Below are 13,063 nucleotides of genomic sequence, written 5' to 3'. Positions count from 1 at the left end.
TACTCAGTTGCACTCTGGGACAAAGCGCAATTGAGTACGGGCCGGATGAATCAAGTGGATGAAGACAGGGCCATATCGCCGCTCCTACGCATCCATGCGTCCGCGGCATGACCGACACGGATGTCGGGAATACCATTTTTGCAGGAGCAAAAAATGGTGACAATACATCCTGTACATCGCCGCTCCTACGCATCCATGCGTCCGCGGCATACCGTACATCCTGTACATAAAGACGGGGGCCATACTCAGTATGGCCCCCGGTATTGCTTAGCGGCGCAGACCCAGGCGCCCGATCAGCTGCAGGTAGCGATCGGCGTCTTTCTTCTTCAGGTAATCCAGCAGTTTACGACGCTGGTTTACCATGCGAATCAGACCACGGCGGGAGTGGTGATCGCCCTTGTGTTCCTTGAAGTGGTCCTGCAGGCCCTGGATGTTGTGGGACAGCAGTGCAACCTGTACTTCGGGGGAGCCTGTGTCGCCTTCGCCACGGGCGAAGTCTTTGACGATTTCAGCTTTCTTTTCTGCGGACAGTGCCATTTCGAACTCCGTTAACAATATGCACGCGGCTCAGGGCCGCTGGTTGAAAAGACGCGATGCACCGAGCATATTTTCAGTGCAACGTCGGTAATGCCCGCCTTGGCGGGCGCCGATGGCGCCGTCAGGCGGTCGCCAGCAGGCGACGCGGCCTCAGTACGCCGCCATCGGATACTTCCGCGATACCGAGAAATCGCCCGTTATCGCGTTCGAAAACCTTCACCAGTTCGACCGGCTCCTGATCCGCCAGTACCAGTCTCTGCCCCTGCAGGATACGTTGCGCCTGTATCGCATCGAGTGCGACCGACGGCAGCCCCTCCAGGGCGCTGGTGACCGGCAATAATAGCGCATCGAGGCGGGCTTGTATGCCCTTTTCATCCTCGCCGGGCGAGACCGGTTCTGCCATCTGCTGCAAGCTGTCGAAGGCGGTCATCATGTCCGCCCGGTAGGGCCCGGTGTCGAGCCGGCGCAGCATCTGCACATGGGCGCCGCAGCCAAGCAGCAACCCCAGATCCTCGACGATCGAACGGATGTAGGTGCCTTTGGAACAGCGGATATCCAGATCGATTTCATCGCCCCGCAACGCGGTCAGGCGAATCTCGTAGACCTTTACCCGCCGCGGTTTGACCTCGACCTGAATGCCCTTGCGGGCCAGCTTGTACAGCGGCTGTCCCTGGTGCTTGAGCGCCGAATACATCGAAGGCACCTGCTCGATCTCGCCGAGAAAGTGCTGCCGGAGCAGCGCTTCGATCTGCTCCTCGTCGAGATCCCGGGGCACCTCTCGCCTTTCTACCACCTCACCGTCGGCATCGCTGGTCGCGGTACGTACACCCAGCCTGGCCGTGGTCAGATAGCGCTTGTCGGCATCGAGAAGGAACTGCGAAAACTTGGTGGCTTCGCCGAAGGCGATCGGCAGCATGCCGGTCGCCAGCGGATCCAGCGCACCGGTATGCCCGGCCTTGGCGGCACCGTAGAGACGCTTGACCCGCTGCAGCACGCCGTTGGAGGTCAGCCCTGCCGGCTTGTCGACCAGCAGGATACCGTCCAGCGCCCGCCCTTTCGGTTTTCGGGCCATGGTCACTCCTCGTCCGGCTTGCTGTCCTTGCTGTCGCGCTGGTAAGCCTGTTCGATCAGGCTGTGCAGGCGACGGCCGCGCTCGACGGTTTCATCGAAGTGGAATCGCAGCTGCGGCATGACCCGCAGCTTGATGCCCCGGGCCAGCTCGTGGCGCAGGAACCCCGCGGCCTTGTTCAGAACCGCCAGCGAATCCTTGAGTGCCTGAGCCTCCTCCTGCTCACCGAGCGGCATGACGGTGACGTAGACGTCGGCATAACCGAGGTCTTTCGCCACCTTCACATAGCTCACGGTGACCATCCCCAGGCGCGGGTCCTTGATCTCGAACTGGATCAGCTGGGCCAGATCCCGCTGGATCTGGTCCGCCACCCGCTGTGTACGACTGAATTCACGTGCCATAGGGTTAAATGGTCCGCTGCACTTCGATGGTGTCGAAGACTTCGATCTGGTCGCCGACCCTGACGTCATTGTAGTTCTTGACGCCGATACCGCACTCCATGCCCTGACGGACCTCGGCCACGGCATCCTTGAAGCGGCGCAGCGATTCCAGTTCGCCTTCGTAGATCACCACGTTCTCGCGCAGTACGCGAATACGCTTGTTGCGGTACACGGTACCCTCGGTGACCATGCAGCCGGCCACCTGGCCAAGCTTCGGCGAACGGAACACATCGCGCACCTCGGCGATACCGACGATCTGTTCGCGGTATTCCGGCGACAACAGGCCGCTCATTGCCTGCTTGACGTCATCGATGATGTCATAGATGACGCTGTAGTAGCGCAATTCCAGACCTTCGCGCTCGACGATGGCCTTGGCCTGATTGTCGGCACGAACGTTGAAGCCGATGATGATGGCACTCGAGGCCAGCGCCAGGTTGGCTTCTGTCTCGGAGATACCACCGACACCGCCGGCAACGATGTTGACCTTCACCTCGTCGGTGGACAGGTCTTCCAGCGCCTGGCTCAGGGCTTCCAGCGAGCCGCGTACATCCGCCTTCAGCACGATGTTCAGCGACTTCACATCGCCCGCCTGCATGTTCGCGAACAGGTTTTCCAGTTTCGAGGCCTGCTGGCGCGCCAGCTTGACCTCGCGGAACTTGCCCTGACGGAAGAGTGCGACTTCACGCGCTTTCTTCTCGTTGCTGACGACGGTGAAGTCGTCACCGGCGTCCGGCGTACCGTCGAGACCGAGGATCTCGACCGGAATGGACGGACCCGCTTCGTCGATCGGCTCACCGTTCTCGTCGAGCATGGCGCGGACGCGACCGTAGTGCAGGCCCGCCAGCACGATATCGCCCTTGCGCAGGGTACCGTTCTGGACCAGCACGGTGGAGACGGAACCACGCCCCTTGTCGAGACGGGATTCGACCACCACGCCCTGGGCCGGAGCTTCGGCAACAGCCGTCAGTTCCAGTACCTCGGCCTGCAGCAGTACAGAGTCGAGCAGGTCGTCGATGCCCTGGCCCGTCTTCGCCGAGACGGGTACGAACTGCACGTCGCCACCCCAGTCCTCGGGAATGACATCGCGCTGGGCCAGCTCGCTCTTGACGCGTTCCGGATCGGCATCTTCCTTGTCGATCTTGTTGACCGCAACGACCAGCGGCACGCCGGCTGCCTTGGCATGCTGGACCGCCTCTTCGGTCTGCGGCATCACGCCATCATCGGCGGCCACGACCAGGATGACGATGTCGGTCAGCTTGGCACCACGGGCACGCATGGCGGTAAAGGCCGCGTGTCCCGGCGTATCCAGGAAGGTGACCATGCCGTTTTCGGTTTCGACGTGGTAGGCGCCGATATGCTGGGTGATACCGCCGGACTCGCCCGCCGCCACCTTGGTGGTGCGGATATAGTCGAGCAGCGAGGTCTTGCCGTGGTCGACGTGACCCATGACGGTGACCACCGGCGCGCGGCCGGTCGCTTCGCCCTGATGCTGCTGAATGCTCTCGATCAGCGCCTCTTCGACCGCGTTTTCCTGCATCGGCTTGGCGACATGACCCATCTCCTCGACCACCAGAATGGCGGTATCCTGATCGATCACCTGGTTGATGGTCGCCATGGCGCCCATTTTGAACATCACCTTGATGACCTCGGCCGCCTTGATCGACATCTTCTTGGCGAGATCCGCCACGGTGATGCTCTCGGGAATCTGAACCTCATGCACCTGGGGTGCGGTCGGTTCCTTGAAGCCATGCACGTTCGCCTTATTGCCACGGCCGCGTCCCTTGCCGGGACCACGGCTCAGCTTGCCACCACGACGACCGCCGCCGGAGCGGTCGTCGTCGAAGCCGCCGCGACCGGTACGGGCAGTCTTGGCACCGCGGGACGGTTTCTTGTCCTCGCTGCGCCGCTGCTGCTGCTGCTGCTTTTTCTTCTCCTTGCGCAGAGCTTCCTCGCGCGGATCGGCCTTGGGCGCAGCCGGAGCCAGGGCTCCTCTTCCTGCGCAGCCACCGCCTTCTCGACGACCGGCTCGACCTTGGCTTCTGCCGCCGGCGCCTGCTCCGCCGCTACAACCGGCGCTTCGGCCGCGATCGGCTCCGCCGCCTGTGCCGGCTGCTCGACCGCTACGGCCTGCTGCTCGACTTCAGCTTCCTGCGGTGCAACGGCTTCGTCTTCTGCCGTCTCGCGCTTGACGTAGGTCCGCTTCTTGCGCACTTCGATATTGATGGTCTTCTTCTTGCCCGACGCGCCGGCAATCTTCAACTGCGAGGTTGTCTTGCGCTTGAGCGTGATTTTTTCGGCTCGCCTGACTCGGCGTTTTCGCCATGGCTGCGCTTGAGATACGTCAGCAGATCCTGACGCTCGCCTTCGGTGACCTTGGAGCCTTCGCTTTTACCTTTGATACCCGCTTCCAGCATCTGCTTAAGCAAACGCTCAACGGAAACACCAACCACATCGGCAAGTTGCTGTACGGTTACTTCTGCCATATTGGTTCTCCTATTCCGTTGACCTTACTCGTCGTCCGCAAACCAGGGCGCACGGGCGGTCATGATCAGCTGGCCGGCTCGTTCTTCATCGATGCCTTCAACGTCCAGCAGATCTTCGACGGCCTGTTCGGCCAGATCTTCCATCGTGATCACCCCTTTCGCGGCCAGCAGATAGGCGGTATGGCGATCCATACCCTCCATTTCCAGCAGGTCTGCAGCCGGCTCCGCGTTCTCCAGTACTTCTTCGCTGGCAATTGCCAGGTTGAGCAGGGCATCCTTGGCCCGGGAGCGCAGTTCTTCGACGATATCTTCGTCGAATCCGTCGATTTCGAGCATCTCGTCGACGGGTACATAGGCCACTTCTTCAAGCGAGGTGAAACCTTCTCCAACCAGTACCTCGGCGACGTCTTCATCGACATCGAGGTGGTTCATGAAGACTTCCATGATGGAACCCATTTCGGACTGCTGCTTCTCGGCAGCATCTTCTTCGGTCATAACGTTCAGTGTCCAGCCTGTCAGTTCACTGGCCAGGCGGACGTTCTGGCCACTGCGGCCAATCGCCATTGCCAGGGCTTCCTGGGCAACAGCCACATCCATGGCGTGGGAGTCCTCATCGATAACGATGGACGCCACGTCCGCCGGTGACATTGCATTGATCACCAGCTGCGCCGGATTGTCATCCCAGAGGATGATATCGACGCGTTCTCCGTTCAGTTCGTTGGAAACGGCCTGTACCCGGGCACCACGCATGCCGACGCAGGCGCCGACCGGATCGATACGGCCGTCGTTGGTTTTCACGGCAATTTTAGCCCGTGAACCAGGGTCGCGGGCAGCTGCACGGATTTCGATCACCTCTTCGGCGATCTCCGGCACTTCGATACGGAACAGTTCGATCAGCATCTCGGGGCAGCTGCGGCTGAGAATCAGCTGCGGACCGCGGCCTTCTGCACGCACCTCATGCAGAATCGCGCGGACCCGGTCACCCATGCGGAAAGTTTCGCGACCGATCAGGTGTTCACGCGGCAGCAGCGCCTCGGCGTTGTTGCCCAGGTCAACAATAACGTTGTCACGTGTCACCTTCTTGACACTGCCGGAGATGAGCTCCCCTGGCGGTCCTGGTACTGGGCCACCACCTTCGCGCGCTCGGCTTCGCGTACCTTCTGCACGATGACCTGTTTGGCGGTCTGGGCAGCGATGCGGCCGAACTTGACCGATTCGACACTCTCTTCGTACGTATCGCCCGGCTGCAGGTTTTTGTCCTGTTCGTGTGCCTCTTCCAGCGTCAGCTCGGTACCGAGCGCCGGTACCTCTTCGTTGCTGACAACGAGCCAGCGCCGGAAGGTCTCGTAATCGCCGGTCGCACGGTCGATTTCGACGCGGATATCCGCCTCTTCGTCGTAGCGTTTCTTGGTTGCGGTTGCCAGCGCCAGTTCGATCGCCTCAAAGATGACCTCCTTGGGGACGTCCTTTTCGTTCGAAACCGCTTCTGCTACCAGTAGAATCTCTTTATTCATACCACTGCCTCGCCAAACCCTTCGCGTTCCTCAGAACTGCGGAACTATATTCGCGCGATCGATCGAGTCGATCGGCAAGAGATATTCTTCTTTGTCCACCACCAACAGCACGTCGTCGCCTTCGACGCCGTTGAGCAGCCCCTTGAACTTGCGCCGGCCCTCGAAAGGCACGCGCAGACGGATCTGCACCTGATGGCCAGCCCAGGCGGCGAATTGCTCCAGTGTGAACAGGGGACGATCCATTCCGGGCGAGGATACCTCCAGGTTGTAGTGGCCGCTGATCGGCTCCTCCACATCCAGCACGCCGCTGACCTGATGGCTCACCTTGGCACAGTCGTCCACGGTGATGCCCTCTTCGCTGTCGATATAGATGCGCAATACACTGTGAGCCCCCTGGGCCAGATACTCGATCCCCCAGAGGTCGAAACCGAGCGCGGTGACGCTCGGCTCAATCAGTTCCTGTAGCAATTTCAGCTTCGCTGACACCGGCTAACCTCGTCTTGAAAGGCCTTCGAGCAGTCCCCGAAAACAAAAAATGGGCCTCTGTTGGACCCATTTCTGATCGCGGCACCCGTGCCTTGATTTACCTACGAAAAAGCCCCTGAATAGGGGCCTTTTCGAAAATATACGAATAAGGTGGCATTGGAAACTGGACTCGAAAACCGTCCTTTTACCACTGCCGCCGGGCACCCCTGTAAAGCGAGCCCGCCATATCAGGCACAATTCAGTCAACGTGCCTGACCCTAAAAGTGATAGCGGGAAGCTGGACCAGGCCAACGACCTTCGCCCCGACCACGTCGGGCATCTCTAGAAAGCGATTCCGACTCGTCGGCCCTGGCTTCTACGAAGTACCACACTTCAAAAGTGGTAGCGAGTCTCGACCTGGGTCAACGACCTTCGCCCGGCTGTGCCGGCTTTGTAAAAAGCGAGTCCGACCATCGGGCGTACTCTTTACAAACTACCGTTCCACGTATTGGTAGCGGGGGCTGGATTTGAACCCAGGACCTTCGCCCGGCTTATGCCGCTCTGTAAAAAGCGAGTCCGACTCGTCGGGCGCGCCTGCTACAAAGTACCATTCCCTAAAGTGGTAGCGGGGGCTGGATTTGAACCAACGACCTTCGGGTTATGAGCCCGACGAGCTACCAGACTGCTCCACCCCGCATCAGAAACAGGTGCATAATATTACATGCATCCTGCCTTACTTTCAATATGGTGCCCAAGGCCGGACTCGAACCGGCACGTCCTAGGGACACTACCCCCTCAAGATAGCGTGTCTACCAATTCCACCACTTGGGCAAACTCAGCTGCGGATCTTACTCCGCACTCGGCACATCCGCATCGGCCGGCTCGACCGGTGCGCTTTCCAGCGCCGGCAGTTCAGGCTGCTCGCCTGCGCTGCTTTCAATCACGGCCGGTGCGGGAATCCCCGCATCACCGACCGTTTCAGCCTTGTCCTTGGCAAAAACAGCCAGGACGAAGCTGGTAATAAACAGACCGGTCGCCAGCACAGCAGTCATGCGACCCAGAAAGCTGCTGCTTCCCTGGCTTCCAAAAACGGTCTGGGAGGCACCGCCACCAAAGGACGCACCCGCTTCGGCACCCTTACCCTGCTGCAACAACACCAGCCCGATGATCGCGGCGGCGAGCAGCACATGTGCTACCAGAACCAGAGTTTCCATTTGTTCAACCAGTCACTTTTGCACCTGCAGCCGCACTGCAGATAGCGATAAAATCTTTTGCCTTCAAAGAGGCTCCGCCGACCAGACCGCCGTCTATGTCAGGCTTATCGAACAGCTGTGCCGCGTTTTCCGCGTTGACGCTGCCACCGTAGAGAATCCGAACCTCGAGGCCCGCCTTCCCGTCCGCCTCGGCGATCAGTGCACGCAATGCGGCGTGAACTTCCTGCGCCTGCTCCGGCGTTGCCGTCCTGCCTGTGCCGATCGCCCAGACCGGCTCGTAGGCAACCACCATTCCGGCCAGCTGATCCGCATCGAGCCCGTCACAGACGGCTCTCAGCTGCCGCGACACCACTTCGAGCGTCCCGCCGGCTTCGCGCTCCTCGAGCGTTTCCCCCACACAGACAATCGGTGTCATACCGGCCAGCAGCACAGCTCTGGCTTTTTCGGCCACCTGCCCGTCGCTCTCGGCAAACAGGGCGCGTCTTTCGGAGTGCCCGACGATCACGTAACGGACAGCGAAGTCTGCCAGCATCGGCAGCGATACCTCGCCGGTGAAGGCTCCGCTTTCGAAAGCCGATGCATTCTGCGCACCGACCCCGATATCCGAACCCTCCAGCAGGCCACTGACCTGGGCGACATAGATCGCCGGCGGACAGACCAGAACTTCGATGCCTTGGGCACTGGACTTCTCTTTCAGAATCCCTGCAATCAGCTCGGCATTGACCTCGAGATTGCCGTTCATCTTCCAGTTGCCTGCCACGATACTTCTGCGCATCGAACTCCCCTCCCGAAAGAGGCGCAAATCTTAACCGAGTTGATTTTAAGATACAAGCGCTTGCAGCGCTTTTTCCACATCCTCCGCCAACTCCCGGCAGAGGCCGGCGACCAGCGCCGGATCCTCGCCTTCGATCATCACGCGCACCACAGGCTCGGTACCGGACGGACGCAAGAGGACGCGCCCGCTGCCGGCCAGACGGCTTTCGGTGCGGACCACTGCCTGGTCAATGGCTTCGACACCGGCAATGTCGACCCGTCGAGCCAGCCGGACATTGATCATTTCCTGGGAAGCTTGGTCATGCCGCTCTTGAGCTGGTGCAGACTCTGGCTGCTGTCGACCATCGCCTTCAGCACCTGCAGACCGGCGACAATGCCGTCACCGGTCGTGGTCAGGTGGCGACAGACGACATGTCCCGAGTTCTCGGCGCCGAGCAGCCAGTCGCGCCGGTCCAGCTCTTCCAGTACATAGCGATCGCCGACCCTGGCCCTTACGAACGGGATATCGGCACGCTGCAACGCAAGCTCCAGGCCATAGTTGCTCATCAGGGTGCCGACCACACCACCATTGAGACGTCCCTGCTGCTGCATCTGGCGTGCGATGATGAAGAGAATCTCATCACCGTCGACGACCTCGCCCTCGTGGTCCACCAGGATGATCCTGTCACCGTCGCCGTCGAGGGCGATACCCAGGTCGGCCCTCTCCTCGACCACACGCTGCTGCAGCCGCGCCGGGGCCGTGGCACCGCACTGCTCGTTGATATTGATGCCATCGGGTGTAGTCGCCATGCGTATGACCCGGGCGCCGAGCTCTTCAAACACCTGGGGCGCGACATGGTAGGTGGCGCCGTTGGCACAATCGAGCACGATGCGCAGCCCCTTCAGGCTCAGCGCCCCGCTCACGGTGCCCTTGCAGAATTCGATATAGCGCCCGGCGGCATCGTCGATACGCTTCGCCTTGCCCAGCTCGTGGGACTCGACAGTGGTCATCGCGATATCCATCTGCGCCTCGATCGCCTGCTCGATCTCGTCCGGCAGCTTGGTACCGGTGGCGGAAAAGAACTTGATGCCGTTGTCGTAGAAGGGGTTATGGCTGGCGCTGATGACAATACCGGCATCGGCGCGGAAGGTCTTGGTCAGATAGGCGATGGCCGGCGTCGGCATCGGCCCGGTCAGCAGCACATCGACCCCCGCGGCCGAAAGACCCGCCTCGAGCGCCGATTCGAACATGTAACCGGAAATGCGGGTATCCTTGCCGATCAGGATCCGGCTCTGGCCCGAACGGGCGAACACCTTGCCGGCGGCCCAGCCCAGCTTGAGGACAAAGTCCGGGGTAATGGGATGCTGGCCGACTTTGCCGCGAATACCGTCGGTACCAAAATAACGTTTTGTCACAGTTTCGTCCCCTTCGACTTGAACAGGTTGTCCGGCCGGTCAATACAGCGGCCGCGAAAGCCATCGGCACTAATATAAGACTTGCTCAAGGCTGTTCTCCCTTCGATTCCCTCAACACGGCTTCGGTCATACGCACCGCATCAACGGTGGCCGCCACATCATGAACGCGCATGATATGGGCCCCCTTGGAGACCGCGATCACGGCTGTGGCAAGACTGCCGGCCTGGCGCTGGTCGACCGGACGGTCCAGTGCCTGACCTATCATGGTTTTGCGCGAGGTGCCCACCAGCAGCGGCAGTGCCAATGCATGCAGGGCCTCCAGGCGATTGAGCAGGCGCAGGTTGTGCTCCAGCGTCTTGCCGAATCCGAAGCCCGGATCCAGTATCAGCCGCTCGCGGGGGATACCAGCCCGCTCGCAGGCCTGTACGCGCCGGGTCAGAAAGTCAGCGACTTCCTGCACCACATCGTCGTAATGCGGCGCCCACTGCATGTCCGCCGGCGTATTGCCCTGCATGTGCATCAGGCAGACCGGCAGACCTGTGGCCGCAGCCGCCTCGAGGGCGCCTTCGCGTGTCAGCGCCCTGACATCGTTGAGCATTCCGGCACCGATCGTCGCCGTTTCGGTGAAAACTTCGGGCGTGCTGGAGTCGATCGAGATCACCACGTCGAGTTCGGCCCGGATGCGTTCGACGGCCGGCAGCACCCGGTCAAGTTCCTCCTGCACGCTGACCGGAGCGGCTCCGGGGCGCGTCGACTCACCGCCGATATCGACGATGGTGGCCCCCTCGTCGACCATTTCGGCCGCACGCTGCAGTGCCTGCTCGGCGGCTAGACAGCCACCGCGATAGTAGCTGCCACCATCGGAAAAGGAATCGGGGGTGACGTTGAGAATCCCCATCACCTGCACCCGGGACAGATCCAGGCGCCTGTCACCGCATTGCATCCAGCTCGTGTTCAAAACCTGTCTCCAGCTTAAGTTGCCCCGGTTGAATTCCGGGAACATTGTCGGCGTTCCTTCCAAAAACAAAAGGCCGGCCTCTGGAGGCCGGCCTTTGCGACTGTCGCCAGTCCGTTCAATCAGTGCAACTTGCGATCACCGGACTCTGGCATATCCGAATCGTCGCTGCGCGACGGCGCCTGGTCCTGCTGTTCCGGCTCCGGTTTCGGCTCCGGATTCGGCGGCTCGGAGCGGCTCTCCTGCTGAGCATGAGGCGCTGTCTCATCGACTTGCGCTGCCGCCCCTCCTGCTCGCTGTCAGGCTCCACCCAGCCGTCCGGCGGTGTCACCGGCTTGCGCGCCATCAGCTCGTCCAGCTGTTTCGAATCAATGGTCTCGTACTTCATCAGTGCTTCGGCCATCGCATCGAGGATGTCGCGGTTCTCTTCGAGCAACTGATGCGCACGGCCATAACAGTCGTCGATGATACCGCGCATCACCTTGTCGATCTGGCGCTGCGTCTCTTCCGACGTATGCTTCGCCGGCTGGCCGTAACCGCGGGTGAAGGGATCGCCATCCTCGTCATCGTACAGCAGCGGCCCCAGCTCGTCGCTCAGGCCCCACTTGGTGACCATGTTGCGCGCCAGACTGGTGGCCCGCTGGATATCGTTGGAGGCACCGGTGGTCACACCATCCTTGCCCAGCGTCATCTCCTCGGCGATACGACCGCCGTACAGCGAACAGATATTGGAAATCAGCGTCTTGCGGCTGTGGCTGTAACGGTCTTCCTCCGGCAGGAACATGGTTACGCCGAGTGCGCGGCCACGGGGAATGATCGAGACCTTGTAGACCGGGTCATGTTCCGGCATCAGGCGGCCGATGATGGCATGGCCGGCCTCGTGATAGGCCGTATTGAGACGCTCCTTGTAGGACATCACCATCGATTTGCGCTCGGCGCCCATCATGATCTTGTCCTTGGCCTTCTCGAACTGCAGCATGCCGACGGTGCGCTTGCTGTCGCGGGCCGCAAAAAGCGCTGCCTCGTTGACCAGGTTGGCAAGATCCGCACCGGAAAAGCCCGGCGTCCCGCGCGCGATCAGCTCGGGCTTGACATCGTCGCCCAGCGGAACCCGGCGCATGTGCACCTTGAGAATCTGTTCGCGACCGCGGATATCGGGCAGGCTGACATTGACCTGGCGGTCGAATCGACCTGGACGCAGCAGCGCCGGGTCGAGCACGTCGGGCCTGTTGGTTGCGGCGATGACGATGATGCCTTCGGTACCCTCGAAACCGTCCATTTCGACCAGCAGCTGGTTCAGGGTCTGCTCGCGTTCGTCGTTGCCGCCGCCGAGACCGACGCCACGGTGACGACCGACCGCGTCGATCTCGTCGATAAAGATGATGCAGGGCGCATTCTTCTTCGCCTGTTCGAACATGTCGCGGACACGGGAAGCACCGACGCCGACGAACATCTCGACGAAGTCCGAACCGGAAATGCTGAAGAAGGGCACCTTGGCCTCGCCGGCGATCGCCTTGGCCAGCAGGGTCTTGCCGGTACCCGGACTGCCGGACATCAGCACACCGCGGGGGATGTGACCGCCCAGACGCTGGAACTTGCCCGGATCGCGCAGATAGTCGACCAGTTCCTTGACCTCCTCCTTGGCCTCTTCGACACCGGCGACGTCATCGAAGGTGGTCTTGATCTGGTCCTCGCTCATCATCCGCGCCTTGGACTTGCCGAACGACATCGGGCCCTTGCCGCCGCCGCCGCCCTGCATCTGGCGCATGAAGAACATGAACACGGCAATGATCACCAGGATCGGGAAGGAGGCGACCAGCAGCTGGGTCCAGATGCTCTGCTGCTCGGGCTGCTTGCCCTCGATCACCACATTGTGCTGCAGCAGGTCGTCAACCAGCTTGGGGTCCTGAAGCGCCGGACGAATGGTTTCGAAACGTTCACCGTTCTCACGCTGGCCATAGATGGTATAGCCATCGATGACGACCTTCTCGACGCGGTCGGCCTGCACCTCCGCCACGAAATCGGAATAGGTGAGTCTGCGGGAATCTCCTCGGCATTGAAGTTATTGAAGACGGTCAGCAGAACCGCTGCAATAACCAGCCAGAGGACCAGATTCTTTGCCATATCATTCAAAGGATTACCCTCAGTTGACGCTCTAGCGCTTTAATTGCGCTTCAAAAGTACACCAGATTGACCGGCCTGACTACAATCGGGCTC

General features: G+C 61.0%; 7 protein-coding genes, 2 tRNA genes and 4 pseudogenes. All 13 read right to left on the bottom strand.

Annotated features, from left to right (window positions below; all coding sequences use genetic code 11):
* Window positions 1-267 precede the first annotated feature (267 nt).
* Entirely contained in the window at window positions 268-537 is a 270-nt protein-coding gene (rpsO, locus tag ACFQDL_RS12025) for a 30S ribosomal protein S15 (RefSeq protein ID WP_379909216.1), read from the bottom strand.
* Window positions 538-658: 121 nt separating this feature from the next.
* Window positions 659-1,609 (bottom strand): tRNA pseudouridine(55) synthase TruB, encoded by a 951-nt coding sequence (gene truB / locus ACFQDL_RS12020; RefSeq protein ID WP_379909215.1) that lies wholly within the window; start codon window positions 1,607-1,609, stop codon window positions 659-661.
* 2 nt (window positions 1,610-1,611) lie between these two features.
* Window positions 1,612-2,007 (bottom strand): 30S ribosome-binding factor RbfA, encoded by a 396-nt coding sequence (gene rbfA, locus ACFQDL_RS12015; protein WP_379909214.1) that lies wholly within the window; start codon window positions 2,005-2,007, stop codon window positions 1,612-1,614.
* A 4-nt stretch (window positions 2,008-2,011) separates the two neighbouring features.
* Window positions 2,012-4,529, bottom strand: a pseudogene (gene infB / locus ACFQDL_RS12010) (translation initiation factor IF-2).
* Between the two features lie 24 nt (window positions 4,530-4,553).
* A pseudogene (gene nusA / locus ACFQDL_RS12005) lies at window positions 4,554-6,043 on the bottom strand (transcription termination factor NusA).
* A gap of 30 nt (window positions 6,044-6,073) precedes the next feature.
* Window positions 6,074-6,529, bottom strand: a complete 456-nt coding sequence (gene rimP / locus ACFQDL_RS12000; protein WP_379909213.1) for a ribosome maturation factor RimP — start codon at window positions 6,527-6,529, stop codon at window positions 6,074-6,076.
* A 599-nt stretch (window positions 6,530-7,128) separates the two neighbouring features.
* Window positions 7,129-7,205, bottom strand: a tRNA-Met gene (locus ACFQDL_RS11995).
* 48 nt (window positions 7,206-7,253) lie between these two features.
* Window positions 7,254-7,339 (bottom strand) — tRNA-Leu (locus ACFQDL_RS11990).
* Between the two features lie 17 nt (window positions 7,340-7,356).
* Complete coding sequence (secG, locus tag ACFQDL_RS11985) at window positions 7,357-7,722, bottom strand: preprotein translocase subunit SecG (RefSeq protein ID WP_379909212.1); 366 nt, start codon at window positions 7,720-7,722, stop codon at window positions 7,357-7,359.
* 4 nt (window positions 7,723-7,726) lie between these two features.
* Entirely contained in the window at window positions 7,727-8,497 is a 771-nt protein-coding gene (gene tpiA, locus ACFQDL_RS11980; RefSeq protein WP_379909211.1) for a triose-phosphate isomerase, read from the bottom strand.
* 45 nt (window positions 8,498-8,542) lie between these two features.
* Window positions 8,543-9,891: pseudogene (glmM, locus tag ACFQDL_RS11975) on the bottom strand (phosphoglucosamine mutase).
* Window positions 9,892-9,976: 85 nt separating this feature from the next.
* Window positions 9,977-10,834 carry a dihydropteroate synthase gene (folP, locus tag ACFQDL_RS11970; protein ID WP_465264016.1) on the bottom strand — a complete coding sequence of 286 codons (858 nt, stop codon included), beginning with the start codon at window positions 10,832-10,834 and terminating at the stop codon, window positions 9,977-9,979.
* Between the two features lie 134 nt (window positions 10,835-10,968).
* Window positions 10,969-12,970 (bottom strand): annotated as a pseudogene (gene ftsH, locus ACFQDL_RS11965) (ATP-dependent zinc metalloprotease FtsH).
* Window positions 12,971-13,063 lie beyond the last annotated feature (93 nt).

Source organism: Marinobacterium aestuariivivens (assembly GCF_042661465.1).
Taxonomy (GTDB): domain Bacteria; phylum Pseudomonadota; class Gammaproteobacteria; order Pseudomonadales; family Balneatricaceae; genus Marinobacterium_A; species Marinobacterium_A aestuariivivens.
Note: the sequence above shows the minus strand (reverse complement) of the source record. Positions and strands in the feature narration are given on the sequence as shown.

Coding starts and splice junctions, on each gene's coding strand:
- rbfA (WP_379909214.1), bottom strand. CDS start 2,007: ATGGCACGTGAATTCAGTCGTACACAGCGGGTGGCGGACCAGATCCAG.
- rpsO (WP_379909216.1), bottom strand. CDS start 537: ATGGCACTGTCCGCAGAAAAGAAAGCTGAAATCGTCAAAGACTTCGCC.
- tpiA (WP_379909211.1), bottom strand. CDS start 8,497: ATGCGCAGAAGTATCGTGGCAGGCAACTGGAAGATGAACGGCAATCTC.
- truB (WP_379909215.1), bottom strand. CDS start 1,609: ATGGCCCGAAAACCGAAAGGGCGGGCGCTGGACGGTATCCTGCTGGTC.
- folP (WP_465264016.1), bottom strand. CDS start 10,834: ATGCAATGCGGTGACAGGCGCCTGGATCTGTCCCGGGTGCAGGTGATG.
- secG (WP_379909212.1), bottom strand. CDS start 7,722: ATGGAAACTCTGGTTCTGGTAGCACATGTGCTGCTCGCCGCCGCGATC.